Below are 20436 nucleotides of genomic sequence, written 5' to 3' on the forward strand. Positions count from 1 at the left end.
TAAGCGTATCAATCTTCAAATTTTTTGGCTCCGAGCAAGCTCGTCAGCCAAATAAAAAACAGCTAGACCAATTATGATCTAACTGCTTATGTAAACTGCCATCAACTTAATTTGACGAACAGCCAAATAAAACTAATAAGAAGATTCTTTTTTTTCGCATTTATTATCCTCTATTCAAATAATTGCATAACTAAAATAGAGGTCAGAACAAAACTTAAGTTTTGTACCGACCTCTTAAAAATATAACTAATTCTTATTGTAATGGCAAGTTATGCGTTATTACCAAATTTGAAAATATTGACCATTGGCAGGAACTAAATAGCTTCCCACTGGCGTATCGGAATTTTTACTATAAATATTGATTTGATATCCACTAGTATTGTTCCAAGATATTTTCCCATTGGCCACATATTGCGTTGTTGTCTTGTCATATGTGGAACTTAATTGGTCAGCCAGATACTCAACCGCTTGTGTCGATGTAGTTATATTAACACTTTGTTGAGCTTGGCTGTCCTGATTTTGTGAATCTTGACTACTGTCTGTTGTTGAATTTTTTGTATCATTATTATTGTCGTTTTGATTAGTTGACGTACTTTGATTTGAAGAAGAATTTTGGTTATCTGTACTTTGAGAAGTACTTTGGGAAGCACTATTGCCATTAGATTCACTATTTGAATCATTGCTTGATTCCTTTTCAGACTCAGTTGAGGCTGATCTAGTAGAATTGGCAACTCTAGCAGATTTCTTCTTCTTAGGCGTTTTTTTAGCCGATTTTTTAGTACTCTTTGGTGTTTGTTCAGACTTAGCATTTGAGTGAGTTTCAGTTGATTGCTGATTAGCGCAACCGCCTAGCACTAAGGCTGATAAGATAACCGCAAAAATAGATAATCTCTTAAACATGGCGAAGTACCTCCTTATACATCAAATATTATATAAGATATACGTGAAACTTCGCAATGTTTCTTGTGAAACGTTAATAAATCTTAGTAAAATCGATTTTTTCTCCACGACGAATCTTTTCGCCAAATTCAATTGATTTTTCAACGATAACTTCTTGACCATCAACTACTTGATAAGGGTGATCAGGAGATTTTTCTTGTGCCAAAGATAATTCGGTACATCCCAAAACAATCACATCGCAATTAAATTTTTCGTGCATTGTCTTCAAGATGTCATGATACTTAGCAGCATCAACTTTACCTTTAACTTTAATATCGTCATAAATCAAACTTTCAACTTGGTCTTGAACAGCTTGGTCGCCCAAACTATATTCAAATCCAGCGTCTTTAATTTCATTTTCATAAACGTGATCAGCAATCGTACCCTTGGTAGCAATTAAACCAACTTTTTTAGCTTGTGGATATTTTTTGCTAATCATGCTGATTGCCATGTGTGGCATATGAATAATAGGAACATCAGTAACTGCTTGCAATTCTTTATAGTAATAATGTGCTGTATTGCAGATAATCACCATAAATTCAGGATGCAATAAGCTTTGTTGCTTAATGTCTTCAGCCAATGGAGGCAAAAAGCTGGGTTTACTGTGATCCAAAATATGTGCTGTCCGATCAGGAACAGTAGAATGATTGACTAAGATATAATCCAAATAATCTTGGTCTTTTTTAGTAGGGGTCATTTCATTTAGTAAATGAATGTAGCTTTCAGTAGCTAAACTTCCCATACCACCAATTACTGTAAAGAACTTTTTCATATTACTAATCCTCAATATCCTTCAAAATTTTCCGTGCGACTACAGGATCGCTGGCGTAAGGAACGTCAACTCCCTTAGTCTTTTGATAAGCATCGTTTCCTTTAGCCGCTAAAACGATGATATCGTCGCCTTTACTTGAAGTAATCATTTCACGAATAGCTTTTTCACGATCCAAGATAGTTTTAACTTGGACTTTTTCGTGATCGATCTTTTCGTCGATTTGCTTACAAATATCAGCTGGGTCTTCAAATCCAGGATCATCGGTTGTTAAGATAGCAGAATCAGCTAATTCATTAAGAATCCGTGAAAAGCCTGCACGTCTTGAAACTCCCTTATCGCCAGGACTTCCAACGACAACCTTAATCTTGGACTTTGGATATTCACGTTTCAAAAAGCTCAAAAGAGCATTCATACTAGCATAATTATGTGCATAGTCGATAAAGATCGTTCCGTGAGAGTTGGTATTAATGTGCTCCATTCTCCCCGGGACGAACGCTACTTTTAAACTTTCAACGATCACCTCGTTTTTGACACCCATAATCTTAGCAGCAGTTATTGCAGCCCCTGCGTTCAATTCATTGAAATCACCTACAAGACCGAGGTCATATGTATATTCGCCTTTATCTTGTAAGTCTTCTGCCTTATCGCTTTCAGCTGTGTAAGTGAAGACAGAATCGTTTAAATTAGATTCTTTGTTACGGATACTGAAATCAGTATCAGCGACTTCATTTTTAGCAAAACGATAAATATCTTTATCGTCGCTAGTTTCTTTGGCAGCAGCATAAACTTTGTCGTAATCATCTGTTTGACGATTAATGATATTAACTTTGGAATTGATCATCAATTGTTTCTTGCAATTTAAGTAATCTTCATAAGTTGGATGTTCATTAGGTCCAATATGGTCTGGAGTGATATTTAAGAAACCACCAATATCAAACTTCAAGCCGTAAACACGATTCTTCTTGTAAGCTTGTGAAGAAACTTCCATCACAAGATACTTTAATCCATTGTCGACGCATCTTCTCATATCACGGAATAGTTCCAATGATTCTGGAGTCGTCAAATCTGACTTGAACTCATCTTTAGGATTTGGTCCAACGATTCGATCAACAGTTGAAAAGAGGCCAACTTGCTTTGGATAGGCATTCTTCAAAATGTCGTAAGTAAAGTATGAAGTTGTCGTCTTACCTTTTGTACCAGTAAAGGCTACGATGAATAAATCATCTTCAGGATTGCCATAATACTTAGCACTCAACAAAGCCAAAGCTTTAGAGGCGCTTTTGACAATCAAACGGTCAACATCTTTGTTGTATTCCTTTTCTGAAACGTAAATTTTGGCACCATTTTTAATAGCTTGATCCAAGTAATCAGCTTTAAAATTATTGCCTTTGCAAAAGAAGATACCATTAGATTGGTCTTCTTTTGAGTTGTAACTAATATTAGTTACTTCGAGGTTTTCATCGCTAACTGAACTCGAAACCAGTAAATCATGCTTCTTCAAAATCTCTATAGCATTACTTATTTTTAAACTCATTTTTTCACACTCCTAAAATAAATGGTTAAAAAATTCTACGATTTGATCCCACCAAGATTTCTGGTTCGTCTTCTTATGTATTACTTTTTTAACATCTGCCTTTTTGAATGGAAGATAACCACCACTTGTATTAGCGACAATCAGTTTTACCGTTTGCTTCTTATGCTTTGCGGCAAAACCTAAGTCATCACTACTTCTAGTATAACTCAATTGTGCAACATTAAATTTTTTCGGCAGCCAAAAATAAATTGAATCATAAACTTTATATTTTTTATTATTGATTTTGACGTTTTGTCCCTTGTCTAGGACCTTTTTATACTCATAATTATCTTTTAAATAATGAACTAATTTTTGGGTACTGCGGAACCTTTTATCCTTGTCTGTCTTTTCACCCTTAGCGTCCAAGACGATTGTGACGATACGAGTATTGTCTAAAGGCAAAGTCCCTACGAATGAATCGCCAGCAGCTTCTGTCGTCCCAGTTTTTAGGCCATCAAATTCATAGCCGGATTGATAATCGCGACCACCCTTTAATAACAAATTCAGTGAGTCATAGACTTTAATTTCATTGTCGACGGGAAATGACAATTTAGATTGTGAAGTGGTCTTTAGAATTTCCGGATATTTATCCAAAACATGTTTAACGACCACGCCAATATCATCAGCGGAAAGTTTATTTTCACCATCTTTTGGACCAACGTACATGCCCTTCTTCAAGTCGGAATTATTTAGGCCTGAAACGTTATACAACTGGGCATTTTTTATTCCCCAATCTTTGAGGGTTTGGCGCATCATTTTAACAAATTTTGCCTGACTGCCGGCAACTTCATCAGCTAACACCATCGCGGCTGAGTTGGACGAAACAATCCAAGCAGCGTTATACAAGTCTTTAACTGAATACTGTTTATCAGCATCCAAGCGCACATTAGTTAAAGCGCTGTCTTGGGTCATTTCTGCTTCTTGAGCAGTTGGAGTCAATTTATCTTCTTCAGTAAATTTTCCTTCTCTAATGGCTTTTGTCACTAAATACAAAGTGATGATCTTTGTGATTGAACCGATGGCCACCTTTTTATCTGCATTTTGTTTGTAGATAACTTGGCCACTATTCTCATCAAAGATCATCCCCGCAGTAGCATTCATTTCTGGTTGTTGACTGACTGTCGTCGTTGTTGCTTCGACAGTCGTTGAAAAAATTGGCAATATCAACAAAAACATCGATAAAACCAATAGTAATTTCTTAGTGAAACCTTTCATTTTTAAACCTCACAGATCAGTTTTGTGATTGGGTGATGGGAAAGTGACTGATAAATGATGTTTTATCTTTATCCGAAGTTACGGCAATCGTCCCACCATGCAATTTCACCATGCTTTGAGCAATGGCTAGTCCTAACCCAGTTCCGCCGGTCTTTTTAGAACGTGAATCCTCAACTCGATAAAAACGATCAAAGACGTGCTTCAAAGAGTCCTCGGGAATGGGCTGACCATTATTAGCAACTGTGATAACAACCTCTTTGGGCTTTTTTTCAGCTGTTAGCCAAATATGAGTGGCTCCTTTACCATATTTCAAAGCATTCATGATGAGGTTATTGAAGACTCGACCGAGTTTTTCAGTATCGCCTTGCATCATGATCTTATCAGGATTAGAAGTTACGACAATTTCCATTCCTCGTTTGTTAGCTTCTAGTTCAAAGTCGGCTGACATCTGATCCAGCATCTGCACCATATCGAACTTCGTCATATTTAAGCGACTGGTTGCATGCTGAACATTGGCATATTCAAAGAGCGAATTTACCAAATTTTGCATCTCTAAGGACTTTTTATAAGCAATGTGGGTGTACTTTAGGATATGTCCTAAATCGCCGTAATTCTTGCTTTCAATCAATCCTAAATAGCCAATCACTGATGTCAATGGTGTTCTGATATCGTGACTGACATTGCTGATCAACTCATCCTTACTTTTTTCCGAGCGTTCTTGTTCCTTTGCACGGTGATTCATATTTAAAATTAGAAGGTTAAAGCTGTCAATGATTCCTTGCAAATTTTGATTGACTTTGACGTCGATTGGTTTAGTCAACTTATCGCTAGCTACCGACTGCAACGTTTCTTTGATTTGTCGCAATTCCATTTGATGATAAGTACCAATAACTATAACGCAAGTCAAAAATAATTCCAAAACTAGCGTGATGGCTAAAAACCATCCTTTTTGGGACCATAATTGCTCCAGATTATTGAGAAAATTGTTCGTCACTGAGCTTGTTCCCAGTGAACTGATTAAAATTGCATTGATTATCTGAAATAAAAGAAAGGTGCCTATTCCTTCAAGCAGGAGGACACCTTTAGCTTTTACGTTCAGTTTGATTCGTTTTTTCAAAAATCAAACCTCCACTTTATAGCCGACGCCCCAAACGGTCTCGATAACTTTTTCTCCGTTGGTAGCTTCTTCTAATTTATCGCGCAAATGACTAACGTGTACCATAACGGTCTTAGCCGATACGACGCTTTCTTGCTTCCAAACTCTTTCAAAAATTTCATCGGCTGAAAACACTCGATTGGGGTGACTTGCTAACAAATAGAGCACGCCAAATTCTAGAGCCGTTAGTTGAACCTTTTGACCAGAATCTGTCACGACTTCATGAGAATCCTTATAAATTGTGATTGGTCCTACCTCAAGTTTATCAGGCACATTTTTTGCTGACTGCTGAGTGCTTCGACGTAAGAGCGAGCGAATCCGAGCCATAATCTCCAAAGGATTAAATGGCTTCGTTACATAGTCGTCGGCTCCAGTAATAAGACCTTGTATCTTATCCATATCAGTCGTTTTAGCTGACACGATAATAATTGGAATCTGGGAATTTTTACGAACTCGTTTAACGACCTCGATTCCATCAATTCCAGGCATCATGATATCCAAAACCATCAAGCCGATGTCGCTGTGAGCAGACAATTGGTCTAGTGCTTCTTGACCTGAATTGGCTGCTATCGCCTCGTAACCCTCATTTTTAATATAGATACTAAGTAATTCAACAATTTCTTTATCGTCATCCACCACTAAGATTTTCATTTATATAAACCTCTCAAGCGTACATATATTTACAAGTTTACAACTAGTTAATATTATACAATAATATGGAAGTAGATTACTAATTAGACATGAAAGTGAGCCTATATGGAATATTTAAGAAAACGCATGAAGTTCTTATTGATCATTACTTTTTCCGTTGCCATTATCTTATTCGTCCAATATGAGATAAATTACGACAAAACGCTTGATATCAAAAAGGTCGGCATCTACATGACTTTGTTGAAAATTGCTTGCGGTGGTTATGGACTTTACGGGTTGATTCAGTTTTTCCGGGTAAAATAAAAAGAACTCAATAAAATTTCCAAAAAAATAGACAGAATAATCATCTTTTTGATTATTCTGTCTATTTTTGAATTTATTAATTAAAAGGTTAATTAAAAGAATGAACGATCATGAATGCCCATTGTCTTACGGAAAGCAAATCTTACACCATAAGCAACCACAGCCGCAATGAAGTAACCAATTGCATTAAGCGGTGGATTAATAGTTGTAGGTACAGCCGTCATCGCAGCTAGGAAGACGAACATGAACATTAGTCCAACGACTAAATATCCAATCGTGATTCCCCAGCCAGGTCTTTGAGACTTTGGACGTTTCATTTGATTGTTGAACCAAGTCAATAATGCACCCCACATTGCTGACAAGACAACCAATGTGATGATACCTGTTTGACTATTAGGGTCAGGCTTTTTAGTTGTTAAAGCAACGACCCCGTACAAAACGCCAAACAATGCAAAGAATAGTAGAGATGTGTCAATCCATGAAGCCCAAAATGGTGTTGTCTTAGGCTTTTTAACTGGATGCACGATATCTTGAGCTTTTTGAGTTACTGGTCCGTAAAGTTGATTAGCTGGAATACCTTTGATTTGATTATCAACCATTTCTGGAAGAAGTTCATCAATGGCAGTTTTAGCTTCGTCTTCTTTAAAACCGTCATCCATCAAATATTTATTAAGTTTAAAAACATATTCACTATTCTTATTACTTAACTTTTTACGAAGATCATCAGCATTCGCGTTATAGATTTCAGCTTTTACTTCTTCTTTTTTTTCGTTCTTAGCTGAAACAACTTTTTGTTTTTCAGCAGCTTGCTTATTCTTATCTCTTAAATCCTCTGACATTTTACTCCCCCTGGTTAGACATTAAAGCGGAATTCGATGATGTCTCCATCTTGAACTTCGTAATCCTTACCTTCAACGCGTAATTTACCGGCTTCTTTGACGGCTTTTTCACTACCTAATTCGTCCAAGTCACTATAAGCCATTACTTCGGCACGAATGAATCCACGTTCAAAATCAGAGTGGATAATTCCGGCAACTTGAGGTGCTTTCATTCCTTCATGGAAAGTCCAAGCACGTGTTTCCTTGCCACCAGCAGTAAAGAAGGTTCTCAAACCTAATAATTTGTAACTTGCACGAATCAACTTATCAAGTCCAGATTCAGTTACGCCTTCAGCTTCAAGGAATTCTTTTCTTTCATCATCGTCTAATTCAGCGATTTCTTCTTCAGTCTTTGCTGAAACGCCGATAACTTGTGCTTTTTCTTTCTTAGCATAGTCTTCAACAACTTTGTAGTATTTAGAGCTTTCAGGATCAGCCATATCATCTTCAGCAATGTTAGCTACATACAAAACTGGTTTTGATGTTAACAAGAACAATCCCTTAACGATTTTTTGCTCTTCTTCGTTAAAGTCGATTGATCTAACAGCTCCACCTTGTTCAAGAACTGGCTTAATCTTTTCTAAGACAGATAATTCTGCTTGAGCTTCCTTATCCTTAGCACTCTTAGCAGCCTTTTCAACTCGAGTGTAACGTTTGTTGATACTATCAAGATCAGCAATACTCAATTCCAAATTGATTGTTTCAATATCGTCTAGTGGGTCGACTTTACCAGTAACACTAGTAATATCATCATCATCAAAAGCACGAACGACGTGAACGATAGCGTCGACTTGACGAATATTCTCCAAGAATTTATTTCCTAGTCCTTCACCTTTACTTGCGCCTTTAACGATTCCGGCAATATCAGTGAATTCGAAAGTAGTATGAATCAATTTTTTAGCAGGAATCAATGAATCGATTCTTGCCAATCTTTTATCTGGTACTTCAACCATTCCCACATTAGGATCAATAGTAGCGAATGGGTAGTTGGCCATCTCCGCACCAGCTTTTGTAATAGCATTAAATAAAGTTGACTTACCAACGTTTGGTAGTCCGACAATTCCGGCAGTAAGAGCCATCAGTTATTCCTCGTTTCTTTCCATAAAATTAGGTGGCATTAATTGAGCTTTCGTCAAATAATGTTGTTCGTTTTCCGTTTTTACCTGAGCAGCTTGGGTCAAAACTTTTTTGAATTTCTTGTTGAATTCTGCTCGTGGAATCATAACGATATGTCCACAACCTAAGCATTTGACCTTGATGTCCGCACCCAATCGGATAACTTCCCAGCGGTTTTCCCCACAAGCGTGAGGTTTTTTCATTGTGATAATATCTCCAAGTTTAAACATACAATTCCTCTAATCTAAATGGATTCCTAATATGTCTAAAATACGATTCAGGTCATCCGTATTTGTAAAATCAATTTCTAATTTTCCGTGACCGCTACGAGTTTCTTTCACAGAAACTGGCGAGTCGAATCGTTCAACTAGTTTTTCTTCAGTCGCTTTAATAAATGGCGATTTTTGAACGACTTTCTTTTTCTTCTTACTATTATGTTTTGATTCAGTTGCTAATTGTTCAAGTTGGCGAACAGTTAAATCCTCATTGACGGCACGTTTAGCAAGTTTATCGATTTGATCTTTATCTTTCAAGCTAAGTAAGGTTCTGGCTTGCCCCATTGACAATTTGCTGCTTTGAACCAATTTCTTGGTTGCTTCAGGCAAATTCAATAGTCTCAAGTAATTAGCAATGTAAGGACGACTCTTGCCCAAACGTTGCGAGACTTGTTCTTGAGTAAGATTTAATTTAGTAATCAAAGTTTGATAAGCATCAGCTTCTTCAAGAGGTGTCAGATCTTCACGTTGTAAGTTTTCCAAAACGGCAATTTCCATCATCCCTGATTCGCTCAATGGACGAATAATTGCAGGGATAGTAGTCTTTTTAGCAATTTTACTTGCACGGAAACGTCTTTCACCAGCAATGATTTCAAATCCATTCACGCTTTCACGAACGATAATAGGTTGAAAAACGCCATTTTGTTCGATTGAGCTAGCCAGTTCATTCAAAGCATGCTGATCAAAAGTTTTTCTTGGTTGGTAAGGGTTAGGACGGATGTCATCGATGGACAAATCAACAACGGATTCACTGTTCTCATCAATTGCTTCAAATTCTGAGAAAATCGCATCGATACCGCGACCTAAACCTTTTTTATTTTTGTTTGATGCCATTACGCTTTAACACCTCCTTAGCAAGATCACGATAGGCTTTAGCTCCTCTAGACTTGTCATCAAAATCAACGATAGGCAATCCATAACTTGGAGCTTCAGCTAGTCGCGTATTTCTTGGTACGATCGATTTGTAGACGGAATCGCCAAAATATGACTTCACTTCATCTACAACTTGAGCACCCAAGTTAGTTCTAGCATCCAACATTGTAATGAGAACGCCTTCGATAGCTAAGTTCGTATTAAAATGCTTTTGGACTAAACGAATCGTATTCAACAATTGGCTCAAGCCTTCAAGTGCATAGTATTCGCTTTGCACAGGGATAATGATTGAATCGCTTGCCGTAAAAGCATTTGTCGAAAGTTGACCTAGTGAAGGTGGGCAGTCGATCAAAATGATGTCATAATCGGAGTCCACTTCCTCAATACCTGCACGCAGACGCGTCTCACGGGCCATCATCGTGGTCAATTCCATTTCCGCACCGGCCAATTGAATCGTGGCAGGAACGATATCGAGATTTTTATGTTTAGTATGAATAACGGTTTTTCTTAGAGGATATTCATTGACTAAAACATCATAGACATCTTTTTCAACATTGGCTTTTTTAATACCTAGTCCGCTAGTTGCATTCCCTTGAGGATCAGTGTCGACAATCAAGACCCTCTGACCAAGATCTGTCAAACAAGCTCCTAAATTGATAGTGGTAGTAGTTTTTCCTACACCACCTTTTTGATTTGCAACAGATATTTTTCGTGCCATTTTATTCCCCTATCTCTAGAAATATTTATCTATGGTTAATCACTTTTGGCGTTTTTGCCATATCTATATAATCTTATCATTTTTACAGTATTAATTAATACTTAGTGATTATTTCACGAGTGGCTTTTTGGCAGGAGTACCTGGTTTACGAGGATACTTTTTCGGTGTTTTGGAAATTTTAGTAACCATAATAAAATTACGGATTCCTGCATCATTTGGTAGTTCAACTGATTTTTGTTGCTTAACCTCTCCACCCAAAGTTTTGATAGCATATTGAGCAGTTTCAACTTCTTCAGGAGCTTTTTCAGATTTCATTGCAACAAATTGACCACCGATTTTGACTAATGGCAAACAAAATTCAGTTAAAACATTCATTGCTGCAACAGCACGAGCCGTTACAATATCAAACGATTCACGAAATTGTGGATTCTTGCCCACTTCTTCAGCACGTCCATGAACTAAACTGACATCATCCAAGTGCAATTTTTGAACTAAACCGTCTAAAAATTTAATCCGTTTGTTTAATGAATCAACAATCGTAATTTTCAACTTTGGATTAATAATTTTAAGTGGCAATGACGGAAAACCAGCACCCGAACCAACATCACAAAGCGTTAATTCATCGTGTAATAGCTTTTCATCAACGAATCCTAAAACAATTGAATCATAAAAATGTTTTAAATAAACTTGATCCTCGGCGGTAATGGAAGTTAAGTTCATGACTTTATTAGTCTCTACCAACTCATGAAAATAAGTTGCAAATTGTTCTTTTTGAGTTGCACTTAACTCGATGCCCTGTTTTGATAGGGCTTCAAAAAATTCTTCCGGTTTCATTAAATACCTCCACTTGTGAAACACATGTTTCACACTCTTTTATCCTATATTAATGCGCAATTTAATTCAATGATGAGTTGGTGAACTCTTTAGTTTTTATTGTTGCATTTACAACAAAATGATTGTATGATTATCCCAAATCTATTCCTAAAAATCGTGGAGGTTTTTTATATGGTCAGCATTAAAAGTACTAATGAGTTAAGCCCCAAAGAACTAATAGATATCTTAAAGGCGCGAGTGGCTGTTTTTGTTGTCGAACAGAATTGTCCTTATCAAGAAGTCGATGAAGACGACTATAACGATTTGCACGTCTGTTTGGTTGAAAATGACCACTTAAAAGCCTATACCAGAATTATCGATAAGGGTGATCACATTACCTTTGGTCGTGTTCTAGTTATGAAGGAATATCGTAAAGCTGGTTTAGGTGAAAAAATCGTTAGTCAAACGATTGAAGAAATTAAAAATAAATTTCCTAACAAACCTATCCAAATTCAAGCTCAAGCCTACTTGCAAAAGTTTTACGAACAATTTGGCTTCAAAGCTATTTCTGATGTTTATTTAGAAGACAATATTCCTCACCTAGATATGCTCATGAAATTTTAATTAAGGGGGGGCGGTTCAATGCCTATAACGACGTTACCAATTGATATTCGAGAAGTTAATTACTCAGATTTGCCACAATTGCATCGACTAAGTGTCGCCACTTTCAACGATACTTTCAATTCTCAAAGCTTTAGTAATTTTTCTGATTACACTCAGACAAATTATAATTATGGACAACTGGCTAGTGAGATGATCAATCCTAATTCTTTCTTCTACTTTATTTTCTTCAATCACAAATTAGCCGGCTACCTCAAGCTAAATATTGACGATGCTCAGTCGCAGTCAGTGGCTGGTGGATTAGAAATCGACCGAATTTATTTGCGTGAAGGTTTCAAATATATGGGACTGGAAGAAAAATTGATTAATTTGGCTTTTGAAAAGGCTAAGAAATTTCATAAAGATACCATTTGGAGCAGCGTTTGGGAACATAACGCCCCCATCATGTATTACTACAAGGAATTTGGTTTCAAAGCCTTTGGTAGTCAGGAATTCAAATTGGAAGATACGATTCAAAAGGACTTAATTATGAAGGTCCATTTTTAAAAAGACATCAAAAAAGCTCCTAATTCGTTTGAATTAGAAGCTTTTTTGATATATTAATTCTGATTTAGTGCCCCTGCCAAGGAACTATATTCTAACACATTGAATCGCAATCTTCTGGTAAACAATCGCATTTCACGTGTTCAGGTGCCGTTTTGATTTTTTCATTCAAAATACCTTGCAAAGACTCTAAATCGCTTTTGCTGAGCTCTAGTGATTCGACCAATTCATTTAACACTGGACCCGTCTTATGAGCGCAGAAGTTATCAAATAGACTATTTGCATATTCATCCATTGTTTCTTGTTCAGCAACAGTTGATGAATAAATATAACGACCCTTTTCTTTTTGACGACTCAAAAATTCTTTTTTAGTCAAACGTGTAATCAAAGTTTTAATCGTTGAATCAGACCACGTTTGTTTCTTTTGCATGAGATTGATTATTTCTGAACTAGTCACATGTTTTAAAGTCCAGACGATTCTCATAATTTGCCATTCAGCTGAAGAAATTTCAACTTTCCTCTGCTCTTTTCTTGCTACAGTATCCATCAAAATCGTCCTCTCTTCCTGACAAGTATTATATACATTATTTATTAGTTTTTATATCCTTTTTTCACTATAAGATTGCGCATATCCTTTTTTAGCCTTAAGTCAGCTTAAATCAAAAAGAACTATAACGGCGTTATAATCATTTATATATTTTGCTAATATTCCATTCCTATATAAAGAAATTATTAATTGATATAAAAAAAGAAATAGCATAAAATTGTTACCTAGAAAAGAGTCTTAATAAGGGTACTAATAAACAGTATTTAATGTCAGGGGGAAGGACATACGAACTATAGTTTTTTTGTACAACCACAAGTAAATAAGTGCAATGATACAGTCTTTGGATATGAGGCTTTATTGCGCAAAGAGGAAAACGGCACCTGGCGGCTTCCCCAAAGCTTCACCGAACTTTGCGTTAGTGATCAAGTTAAATTAATTGAAAAGACTGCTACGATCATCAATCAAAAGACAACTAACAAAAAAGTTATCTCTTTTAATTTGAATAGCAACCAAGCTAACGATCCACTCACTTTAGGAGCCATAATCGCTCTAAAAAAAAGAATCCAACCGATTGATTTAATCATCGAATTGACCGAAGCAATGCCACTAAAAACAATCAAGGAATTCAGTTTGCAATTACACCAATATGACATCTCATTAGTAATCGATGACGTTGGCACTGGATCTAATACCTTTGATAACGTTAAAAACTTATTGCCCTACGTAGATAAAATCAAATTTGCAATGCAAAATCTCCGAACAGACGGCGATGATGAAAAGATACCTGAATATTTATCGTTTTGGGTCCAACAAGCTAGGAAGTACTGTTTAGGCGTTATTTTAGAAGGCGTTGAAAATCGACAGGATCAGATATTAGCTAAGAAATTCGGGATTTTTTTACAACAAGGATACCTGTATGGAAAACCTCAGAGAGTGGAGCAGGACGCTTAGACATCGAGGATTAAGACAATTTCACGAATTGGCTGCGGAGCAGACAAGGCGGGAAATAGGCTTAACCGGAAATGTCTGTCCTGTGGAACTCGTTTTAGTCAGAGAGTGGAGCAAGCCCGGTAGCTACCGAGGATTAGGGCCATTTTGAAAATTGCACGCGTACTTTGCGTGTGAGTTTCAAAATCGTTCTAACCGGAAGTAGCTGGCTTGTGGAACTCGTTTCCGCTATAAACCAGTGAACCCTCGCTATAAAACAGTAAAAACACTTCAATACAAAAATGGTGACGCTAATCTAAAAAAGTTAGATTAACGTCACCATTATTTTTATTCACTAAGTATGCCAAAACGAGCTACGAAAGGGCAACTCCCTACACCTAAGACAATTTCCCAAATCACTCGCAAAGTGCGCGAGCAATTCGTGAAATTGTCTTAGGCTCCGGGAGATGGGCGCCCTTTCTGCGCTCTCTGATTATGATAATGAATCCCATGCTGGCAATACGATTGGTTCGCTATTAAACTCAGCTAATTCTTTATCAGTCAAATATTTCTTATTGATAATAACTTCATAAATATTATTTTCGAACCATTTTTGATCCATTAAGAAATATCCCTTTTCGCCGTTAGCTTCACCCCATGAGTTTTCGACTTTCCAACGATTAGGTTGGCCTTTGACGAGGTTAACGCCTGTTAAGGTCATGGCATGTGAGACTTCAGCTTCTTTATAGTCTAAAGCTAAACCTTTTTCAATCTTTGTATCGATTCCTAACAACTTGTCATATTGGTACAAATTGCCTAGTAGATAGCCGTTTTTGCGGTCTGATTCTTTAGAAACATCATTGCCAAACCAAACTAAGTCGTTGCCTTTCAATTGTTGAATGCTCAAATCTCTTAGACGTTCAATTGGCAAATTCAAGAACTTATCAACTTTTCCGCCAACGATATTTCCCGTCAGATCAATCGTATAAACTTGGTCATACTGCTTGCTTGTTTGAGGAGAATTCTCGATAATAGCATAGTCATCCAAATTAATTGTGAAGTATTGCTTCAAAAATTCCTTTGGCGTGATACTCTCTTCTTCAATCAACTTGTCGCTGTCAGTTCTCAATGACAACTCGAAATCCTTAGGTGGTTGACCAAATGAATAGACGCAAAGTTTGTAAACTTCTGAAAGCATCTCTTCAACTCTTTGGTCAATTTGTTTTTGCGCAATGCCTTTTTTAACCATATCACGCAATTCAATTCCGTTTTTACGTAACATTTTGTTCAAAACCGCGTTAAACTCAGTTGTGTTGTCTGATGCGGCTGTTTCTGGCATCACGTAACTTGGTACGACGCCATACTTTTGAATCAAATTAGCAGCATATTGCCAAAATCCACCATCACCATTTGGGTGGCTGAACAAAGTATTCACTTTGCGGTCTTCAATTGGCAAATCAGCTGTGGCTAAAACGTTTTGTAAGAATAAATTGGATTTTTCCAATCGATCCCAAAATGACAAATAATTTTGCGATAATTCAAAATCCTTCAAATTATTTTTCAAAGCAAATTCGGTTCTCAACGAGTTCAAGGCTGCAAACAACCAGCAACGTCCGGAACGTTTTTGATTTGACACTTTACCAGTATTGATTTCAATATTAAATATAGGGTTCAATTTAGTTTTAACTTCAGGATCCTCAGAAGCACCATACAATCCCACTTGTGCAACAGAATTTTTCAGAACATTATTGGTTGCATCTTGATTTAAGTTCTGTTGAAAATCTGCTAAAATCTTTTTATTGATTTCTTTTGTCAATTCAATCACCTCATTATTCAACTATATTACAATACTTCTAACTCTACGGGAGAAATTATGTCTGACACAATAAAAATTGCTTACTTATATGAAGATTTAATGAATACATATGGAGACAGCGGCGATGTTAAAATCCTCTGCTTCCTGCTTAAAGAAAAAGGTTACGATACTCAAGTTGACAACATCAGTTTGGATATGAAATTTAATGCCTTTGATTACGACTTTCTCTTCTTCGGTGGTGGCCAAGACTTCGAACAATCTGTTATCGCTGGCGACTTGAGACGTCACCGTGAAACTATCAAAGACTATATCGAAGATGATAAACCTATGCTTTGCATCTGTGGTGGCTATCAATTCTTAGGTAAATATTACGAAACAAGTGGCGGAAAAACTATCCAAGGCTTAGACATCTTGCCACTTCACACTATTTTTAAAGCAGATAGCCGCATGATTGGCGACACAGAATATAAAACTGAATGGGGCACAGTTAAAGCTTTTGAAAATCATAGTGGTAGAACTTACTTCGATGATAAGAAAAAGCTCAAACCATTTGGCGTGATGGTCCAAGGTTATGGAAATAATCCTGATGATAAGCAAGAGGGTATGCGTTATAAAAATACCATTGGCAGTTATTCTCACGGTCCCATCTTAAAAAATGAAAATGTTGCTAAAGCTATTGCCGATAAAATTATTACTTCACATAAAGAACGTTTAGCACAAAAAAATTAAAGAAAAACCAATTCAAATTTCAATACGAGACAAAACATTATCCCATTTCTAAACATCTAAAGATACACCTAGACGACAATCTTAAAATAGGAAATTATGTTATGTCCCGTATTTTTTTTGCACTTTTAAGGTAAAATGATTACATATCCAATTAATTTCATTTATGCAGAGGTTTATTTTGAAAAGTAAAGAAAAAGCATTTCTAATTGTTTCAGATGTTCTCATTTTTTTCATTGTAGCTTACATTATTTTTAAGGGTGGCGTCATTGGAGGCTACGATCCGGGTTTTCACATGGCACGTATCAGTACCTTAGCATCTAACATTTCTCATGGACATTTTCCAAATCCAATTGGCTTTGAATACCTTAATAAATTAGGTTATGGCGTCGGCTTCTTCTATGGAAATTTCTTGCTTTATCCTTTTGCTATCGTTAATGTCTTGGGATTAAGCGACTATCACTCATACTTGCTTTTCCTATTTGTCTTTACTATCTTAAGTATCATTTCAATCAATTACGTAATTCACAAACTGTTCCATAATAACTGGGCTACAATCGTTTCAGCACCCATTTATCTAAGTTCTTATTACTTTTATGGAATCATTTCTACTCGTGCAGCTGCCGGAGAATTAATTGCTTGGGCACTCATTCCTTGGGTACTATTAAGTACTTTTAAATTAGTAAAAGGTCAAACAAAATATTGGCCTATGCTATCTATTTCCCTAGGACTACTCTTCGTTTCACATATCTTGTCATTCTTAATCACTTTAGGTACGGTTCTAATAATTTTTATTATGAATCTTATCCCCGTTTTCAAAAACAAGAAAATCTTCATATCATTTGTTAAATCAGGACTATTCTTCTTAGGCTTAACTAGTGTTTTCCTATTTTCATTCGTTGAACAATATACCGTTCAAAAATACGTCGATACATCTAAAAACGCTGACGGTCAATTTGGACTTATTGCTAATGCGATGTTGAAAAAGAACCCCGTTTTTGATCCTCAACAATTCATCCCTCTTAACGGGACTTTTCTAGTTATTCTATTACTAGCATCATTAATTTTTTATCTGATTAAAGACCGCGGTTTTCGCTTCTCAGATAAACTGATTCCTCAAGCATTTATTGTCATCGCTCTTTACAGCTCTTTATCATTATCGACTGACCTATTGAAATTTGTAGTAAGCATTTTTAAACCTTTAGTTTTATTACAAGTAATTTCTCGTGTTAATGTAATCATCTTGCCATTACTAACATTTATCGTTGCTAGTGCTCTAGGACAAGTCCTTACGAAATTAGGCAATTTTAAAATCCCAGTAACAGGAATCTTTTTAATTTTTATCGCCGTTATAACAATCAACTTCCCTATCAAATCAAATCTCGAATTTGTAGCCACACGCAAAGGTCCAATCACTCCTTTAAGTATCAGTATGGGTGAATACGAACCTGCTGATTTTATGAAATATATGACTACTATTAACCCTAAGCCATTTCCAAAAACTATTGCTCAATCGCAAGGATATACTGTCACTCAAAATAATCATAACGCCGTTACGGTAAAGATTTCTGACAACAAACAAAGTCGGACTATTATGTTGCCACGGCTTTACTATAAGGGCTACCAAGTAACTATTCATTCAAATAATCAAACAAAAGTTGTCCCTGCAAAATCCAAAAATGGATTGGTTGCCACGACTCTACCTAGTTCATTCCATTCTGGGAAAATTAGCGTTGAGTATAAGATGACCACTATTGCAAAAATCGGTTGGCTAATTACAATCATTAACCTATTACTATCTGGATATTGGCTTTTCAAAAATAAATTCACTAAAAAAGAATCTCTAAAATGATTTGTTACTAATATTTATTTATAAAAAATTATTCATAGTAATTTCAGTCGCAGAAATAAACGCGGAACATAACATACTTTTGTGCTAAGAAAAATAGCTCCTGGTAATCAAAATACAATTACCAGGAGCTATTTTCTTAATGCTTGAAAGCTGACCATGTTATGTTCCGCTTTCGCTATCCTTTATTATTTATTTTGTAAACTAGCAACCTGTCGAACCATAGCTAATTCTTCATCAGTTGGAATCAACAAGACCTTGATGGCTGAATCTGAACTACTTATGATTCCTTCTTTTCCAGCTTCATTTAACTTGGAGTCCAATTTAACATTGAAAATCGATAATTTATCAATGATTTCTTGACGCAATTTAGGGTTGTGTTCGCCAATGCCACCAGCGAAAACCAATGCATCAGCTCCATCTAGTTCGGTTAAGTAACTGCCGGCATACTTAATGATGCGGTTGATGAATACTTCAACGGCCAATTTGGCTTGAGGATTAGTCTTTTCTTGAGCTCTGATTTCACGCATATCAGGTGAAATCCCAGAAATTCCTAATAAACCGGACTTTTGATTCAAGAGCATCATGATTTCATCAGGATCACTGACATCAAGCTCTTTCATCAAATATGGCACGAGTGATGGGTCAACGTCGCCTGCTCTAGTTCCCATCGTGACACCAGTCAGTGGCGTGAATCCCATTGAAGTATCAAAGGCCTTACCATTTTTCACAGCGGCTAGAGAAGCACCACTGCCGAGATGCATCGTTACCAAATCAACATCTTTTTGGTCCTTGTGCAATAATTCAGCCGCACGACTAGTCAAATAACCATGTGAAATGCCATGTTCGCCATAACGACGAATTTGATACTTCTGAGTTATTTCATATGGCAAGCTGTAAATTGCATTCATTTCGGGCAAATCAGTAAAGAATTGACTGTCGAACACCGCATACTGCTTAACATCAGGCAAAGTCTGCGCCATCGTTTCGATTCCCTTGGCTTCCATAGGGTTATGCAATGGGGCAAAGTTACTCAATGACTTAATTTCTTGTAAAACTTCCGGTGTGATTTCAACGGCGTGCTTGAAGATTTGGCCTCCAGCAACGACTCGGTGAGCTACCGCCGTAATCTCACTTAAATCTTGAATAATCGTTAACTTTTGTAATTCATCGAACACCATTTTCACAGCGCTACTTTGGCCTAAGTTGTCGACTGTCTTTTGGTATTTCTGATGATTACCATATTTAATTGTAAAGATTGAACCTGGCATGCTGATTCGTTCAACCAAACCATTTGCAAGAACTGTTTCGGCGGGCATTTCAAATAATTGCCACTTTAATGACGAGCTACCTGCATTGATAATTAATGTCTTTTGCATCAAAAAATCACTCTCCTACCTAACTAGGATACCTAATTTTCAGAAAATGTGCTGAACTATTTGTCCAAAAAGCGATTTGTTTTCAGAATAGCGCTAGAAATTGCTGGTGCGATAATAATTGCAGCAATCATTTCTGGAATTCCGTTAGTTCCAACGATAACTAATAACAATTTATTCAAGAGATCAGTCTGAGTTGCATATGCTTGTGCCATAACACTGGCATACATCAGTCGCATCAATCCTAAGACCAAAACGGTATTAATTAAAGAGCCAATACCAGAAGCCACTGCCATCCCTAGGACCTTTTTATTGGTATGATTTTTAAACCACAGATAAATCCACCCGGCAATCAAACCGACGGCAATCCTTGGCAATACGGCAACGACTGGATTAGTAAAAACCGTTGTATCAATAATCGAAGTGGGACTTGTAAAAGCACGGATAATCGTTCCTATTCCCCAAACCAATCCAACAATAGCGCCGTTTTTAGGTCCAAGCACAATGGCGGCCACAATCACCGTTATATGGATAATAGTAATATTAATGAAACCAGTGGGAATAAACCCCAAGAATGGCACCATTGATTGGACAAAAATAATGGCTATTAAAATACCGAGAATGGCTGTCCGATAAGCTTTACGTCTTTGCAAAACTCTGTCTCCCTTTATATGATTTTCTTAATTTTACTTTATTACCAATCAAAGCGCAAAAAAAGAGAGCAAAACATAACTGTATGTCATGTCTCA

Annotated in this window: 21 protein-coding genes and 1 pseudogene; 6 read left to right on the forward strand and 16 right to left on the reverse strand. The window is 36.6% G+C overall.

Annotation, left to right across the window (positions count from 1 at the left end; translation table 11 throughout):
- Positions 1-279 precede the first annotated feature (279 nt).
- From FHL05_RS08030 to FHL05_RS08055, 6 genes are all read right to left on the reverse strand, one after another.
- On the reverse strand, positions 280-900 hold the full coding sequence (locus FHL05_RS08030) for a hypothetical protein (protein WP_153386198.1): 621 nt from the start codon (positions 898-900) through the stop codon (positions 280-282).
- A gap of 73 nt (positions 901-973) precedes the next feature.
- The gene (locus tag FHL05_RS08035; RefSeq protein ID WP_153386200.1) at positions 974-1711 is read right to left on the reverse strand and encodes an aspartate/glutamate racemase family protein; all 738 of its coding nucleotides are present in this window, start codon (positions 1709-1711) and stop codon (positions 974-976) included.
- Positions 1712-1715: 4 nt separating this feature from the next.
- Positions 1716-3245 carry a UDP-N-acetylmuramoyl-L-alanyl-D-glutamate--2,6-diaminopimelate ligase gene (locus FHL05_RS08040; protein WP_153522433.1) on the reverse strand — a complete coding sequence of 510 codons (1530 nt, stop codon included), beginning with the start codon at positions 3243-3245 and terminating at the stop codon, positions 1716-1718.
- 12 nt (positions 3246-3257) lie between these two features.
- Positions 3258-4499: a D-alanyl-D-alanine carboxypeptidase family protein gene (locus tag FHL05_RS08045; RefSeq protein WP_153386204.1), complete on the reverse strand. Its 1242-nt coding sequence runs from the start codon at positions 4497-4499 to the stop codon at positions 3258-3260.
- Between the two features lie 16 nt (positions 4500-4515).
- Entirely contained in the window at positions 4516-5616 is a 1101-nt protein-coding gene (locus tag FHL05_RS08050) for a sensor histidine kinase (RefSeq protein ID WP_153386206.1), read from the reverse strand.
- Positions 5617-5619: 3 nt separating this feature from the next.
- Positions 5620-6306 carry a response regulator transcription factor gene (locus tag FHL05_RS08055; RefSeq protein WP_153386208.1) on the reverse strand — a complete coding sequence of 229 codons (687 nt, stop codon included), beginning with the start codon at positions 6304-6306 and terminating at the stop codon, positions 5620-5622.
- Positions 6307-6411: 105 nt separating this feature from the next.
- Here FHL05_RS08055 and FHL05_RS08060 point away from each other — a divergent pair, with 105 nt between their 5' ends.
- Positions 6412-6609 (forward strand): hypothetical protein, encoded by a 198-nt coding sequence (locus FHL05_RS08060; protein ID WP_153386210.1) that lies wholly within the window; start codon positions 6412-6414, stop codon positions 6607-6609.
- A gap of 92 nt (positions 6610-6701) precedes the next feature.
- Here FHL05_RS08060 and FHL05_RS08065 read toward each other — a convergent pair whose 3' ends face one another.
- The 6 genes from FHL05_RS08065 to rsmG form a co-directional block, all read right to left on the reverse strand.
- Complete coding sequence (locus tag FHL05_RS08065) at positions 6702-7448, reverse strand: DUF1129 domain-containing protein (protein WP_153386212.1); 747 nt, start codon at positions 7446-7448, stop codon at positions 6702-6704.
- A gap of 14 nt (positions 7449-7462) precedes the next feature.
- A complete protein-coding gene (gene ychF / locus FHL05_RS08070) occupies positions 7463-8566 on the reverse strand; it encodes a redox-regulated ATPase YchF (protein ID WP_153386214.1) in 1104 nt (367 codons plus the stop codon).
- A 3-nt stretch (positions 8567-8569) separates the two neighbouring features.
- Positions 8570-8833 (reverse strand): DUF951 domain-containing protein, encoded by a 264-nt coding sequence (locus tag FHL05_RS08075; protein WP_153386216.1) that lies wholly within the window; start codon positions 8831-8833, stop codon positions 8570-8572.
- Positions 8834-8842: 9 nt separating this feature from the next.
- Positions 8843-9712, reverse strand: a complete 870-nt coding sequence (locus tag FHL05_RS08080) for a ParB/RepB/Spo0J family partition protein (RefSeq protein ID WP_153386218.1) — start codon at positions 9710-9712, stop codon at positions 8843-8845.
- Complete coding sequence (locus FHL05_RS08085) at positions 9693-10469, reverse strand: ParA family protein (protein WP_153386220.1); 777 nt, start codon at positions 10467-10469, stop codon at positions 9693-9695. The genes FHL05_RS08080 and FHL05_RS08085 overlap by 20 nt, the downstream gene beginning before the upstream one ends.
- Positions 10470-10577: 108 nt before the next feature.
- Entirely contained in the window at positions 10578-11303 is a 726-nt protein-coding gene (gene rsmG / locus FHL05_RS08090) for a 16S rRNA (guanine(527)-N(7))-methyltransferase RsmG (RefSeq protein ID WP_153386222.1), read from the reverse strand.
- Positions 11304-11474: 171 nt separating this feature from the next.
- Between rsmG and FHL05_RS08095 the strand changes: the two genes are divergently transcribed.
- Complete coding sequence (locus tag FHL05_RS08095; protein WP_153522434.1) at positions 11475-11906, forward strand: GNAT family N-acetyltransferase; 432 nt, start codon at positions 11475-11477, stop codon at positions 11904-11906.
- Between the two features lie 18 nt (positions 11907-11924).
- The gene (locus tag FHL05_RS08100) at positions 11925-12449 is read left to right on the forward strand and encodes a GNAT family N-acetyltransferase (RefSeq protein ID WP_153386226.1); all 525 of its coding nucleotides are present in this window, start codon (positions 11925-11927) and stop codon (positions 12447-12449) included.
- Between the two features lie 91 nt (positions 12450-12540).
- On the opposite strand, the gene FHL05_RS08105 is transcribed toward FHL05_RS08100, so the two are convergent.
- Positions 12541-12993 carry a CopY/TcrY family copper transport repressor gene (locus FHL05_RS08105; protein WP_153386228.1) on the reverse strand — a complete coding sequence of 151 codons (453 nt, stop codon included), beginning with the start codon at positions 12991-12993 and terminating at the stop codon, positions 12541-12543.
- A 291-nt stretch (positions 12994-13284) separates the two neighbouring features.
- Here FHL05_RS08105 and FHL05_RS08110 point away from each other — a divergent pair.
- Positions 13285-13944 (forward strand): annotated as a pseudogene (locus FHL05_RS08110) (EAL domain-containing protein); the annotation flags it as partial.
- Positions 13945-14413: 469 nt separating this feature from the next.
- Here the strand turns inward: FHL05_RS08110 and FHL05_RS08115 are convergent.
- Complete coding sequence (locus FHL05_RS08115; RefSeq protein WP_153522436.1) at positions 14414-15736, reverse strand: C1 family peptidase; 1323 nt, start codon at positions 15734-15736, stop codon at positions 14414-14416.
- Between the two features lie 57 nt (positions 15737-15793).
- Here FHL05_RS08115 and FHL05_RS08120 point away from each other — a divergent pair, with 57 nt between their 5' ends.
- Complete coding sequence (locus FHL05_RS08120; RefSeq protein ID WP_153386232.1) at positions 15794-16465, forward strand: type 1 glutamine amidotransferase; 672 nt, start codon at positions 15794-15796, stop codon at positions 16463-16465.
- 178 nt (positions 16466-16643) lie between these two features.
- Complete coding sequence (locus FHL05_RS08125; protein WP_153386234.1) at positions 16644-18314, forward strand: hypothetical protein; 1671 nt, start codon at positions 16644-16646, stop codon at positions 18312-18314.
- A gap of 185 nt (positions 18315-18499) precedes the next feature.
- On the opposite strand, the gene FHL05_RS08130 is transcribed toward FHL05_RS08125, so the two are convergent.
- Positions 18500-19690 (reverse strand): acetate/propionate family kinase, encoded by a 1191-nt coding sequence (locus FHL05_RS08130; protein WP_153386236.1) that lies wholly within the window; start codon positions 19688-19690, stop codon positions 18500-18502.
- Positions 19691-19746: 56 nt separating this feature from the next.
- A complete protein-coding gene (locus FHL05_RS08135) occupies positions 19747-20340 on the reverse strand; it encodes an ECF transporter S component (protein WP_153386238.1) in 594 nt (197 codons plus the stop codon).
- Between the last annotated feature and the right edge of the window lie 96 nt (positions 20341-20436).

Source organism: Companilactobacillus halodurans (genome assembly GCF_009600995.1).
GTDB lineage: Bacteria > Bacillota > Bacilli > Lactobacillales > Lactobacillaceae > Companilactobacillus > Companilactobacillus halodurans.

What these genes read in the sequence shown, in the direction of transcription:
- FHL05_RS08045 (WP_153386204.1), bottom strand. Translation starts at nt 4,499, where the DNA reads ATGAAAGGTTTCACTAAGAAATTACTATTGGTTTTATCGATGTTTTTG.
- FHL05_RS08060 (WP_153386210.1), top strand. Translation starts at nt 6,412, where the DNA reads ATGGAATATTTAAGAAAACGCATGAAGTTCTTATTGATCATTACTTTT.
- FHL05_RS08035 (WP_153386200.1), bottom strand. Translation starts at nt 1,711, where the DNA reads ATGAAAAAGTTCTTTACAGTAATTGGTGGTATGGGAAGTTTAGCTACT.
- FHL05_RS08085 (WP_153386220.1), bottom strand. Translation starts at nt 10,469, where the DNA reads ATGGCACGAAAAATATCTGTTGCAAATCAAAAAGGTGGTGTAGGAAAA.
- FHL05_RS08065 (WP_153386212.1), bottom strand. Translation starts at nt 7,448, where the DNA reads ATGTCAGAGGATTTAAGAGATAAGAATAAGCAAGCTGCTGAAAAACAA.
- FHL05_RS08120 (WP_153386232.1), top strand. Translation starts at nt 15,794, where the DNA reads ATGTCTGACACAATAAAAATTGCTTACTTATATGAAGATTTAATGAAT.
- FHL05_RS08055 (WP_153386208.1), bottom strand. Translation starts at nt 6,306, where the DNA reads ATGAAAATCTTAGTGGTGGATGACGATAAAGAAATTGTTGAATTACTT.
- FHL05_RS08080 (WP_153386218.1), bottom strand. Translation starts at nt 9,712, where the DNA reads ATGGCATCAAACAAAAATAAAAAAGGTTTAGGTCGCGGTATCGATGCG.
- ychF (WP_153386214.1), bottom strand. Translation starts at nt 8,566, where the DNA reads ATGGCTCTTACTGCCGGAATTGTCGGACTACCAAACGTTGGTAAGTCA.
- FHL05_RS08030 (WP_153386198.1), bottom strand. Translation starts at nt 900, where the DNA reads ATGTTTAAGAGATTATCTATTTTTGCGGTTATCTTATCAGCCTTAGTG.
- FHL05_RS08040 (WP_153522433.1), bottom strand. Translation starts at nt 3,245, where the DNA reads ATGAGTTTAAAAATAAGTAATGCTATAGAGATTTTGAAGAAGCATGAT.
- FHL05_RS08075 (WP_153386216.1), bottom strand. Translation starts at nt 8,833, where the DNA reads ATGTTTAAACTTGGAGATATTATCACAATGAAAAAACCTCACGCTTGT.
- rsmG (WP_153386222.1), bottom strand. Translation starts at nt 11,303, where the DNA reads ATGAAACCGGAAGAATTTTTTGAAGCCCTATCAAAACAGGGCATCGAG.
- FHL05_RS08095 (WP_153522434.1), top strand. Translation starts at nt 11,475, where the DNA reads ATGGTCAGCATTAAAAGTACTAATGAGTTAAGCCCCAAAGAACTAATA.
- FHL05_RS08100 (WP_153386226.1), top strand. Translation starts at nt 11,925, where the DNA reads ATGCCTATAACGACGTTACCAATTGATATTCGAGAAGTTAATTACTCA.
- FHL05_RS08130 (WP_153386236.1), bottom strand. Translation starts at nt 19,690, where the DNA reads ATGCAAAAGACATTAATTATCAATGCAGGTAGCTCGTCATTAAAGTGG.
- FHL05_RS08105 (WP_153386228.1), bottom strand. Translation starts at nt 12,993, where the DNA reads ATGGATACTGTAGCAAGAAAAGAGCAGAGGAAAGTTGAAATTTCTTCA.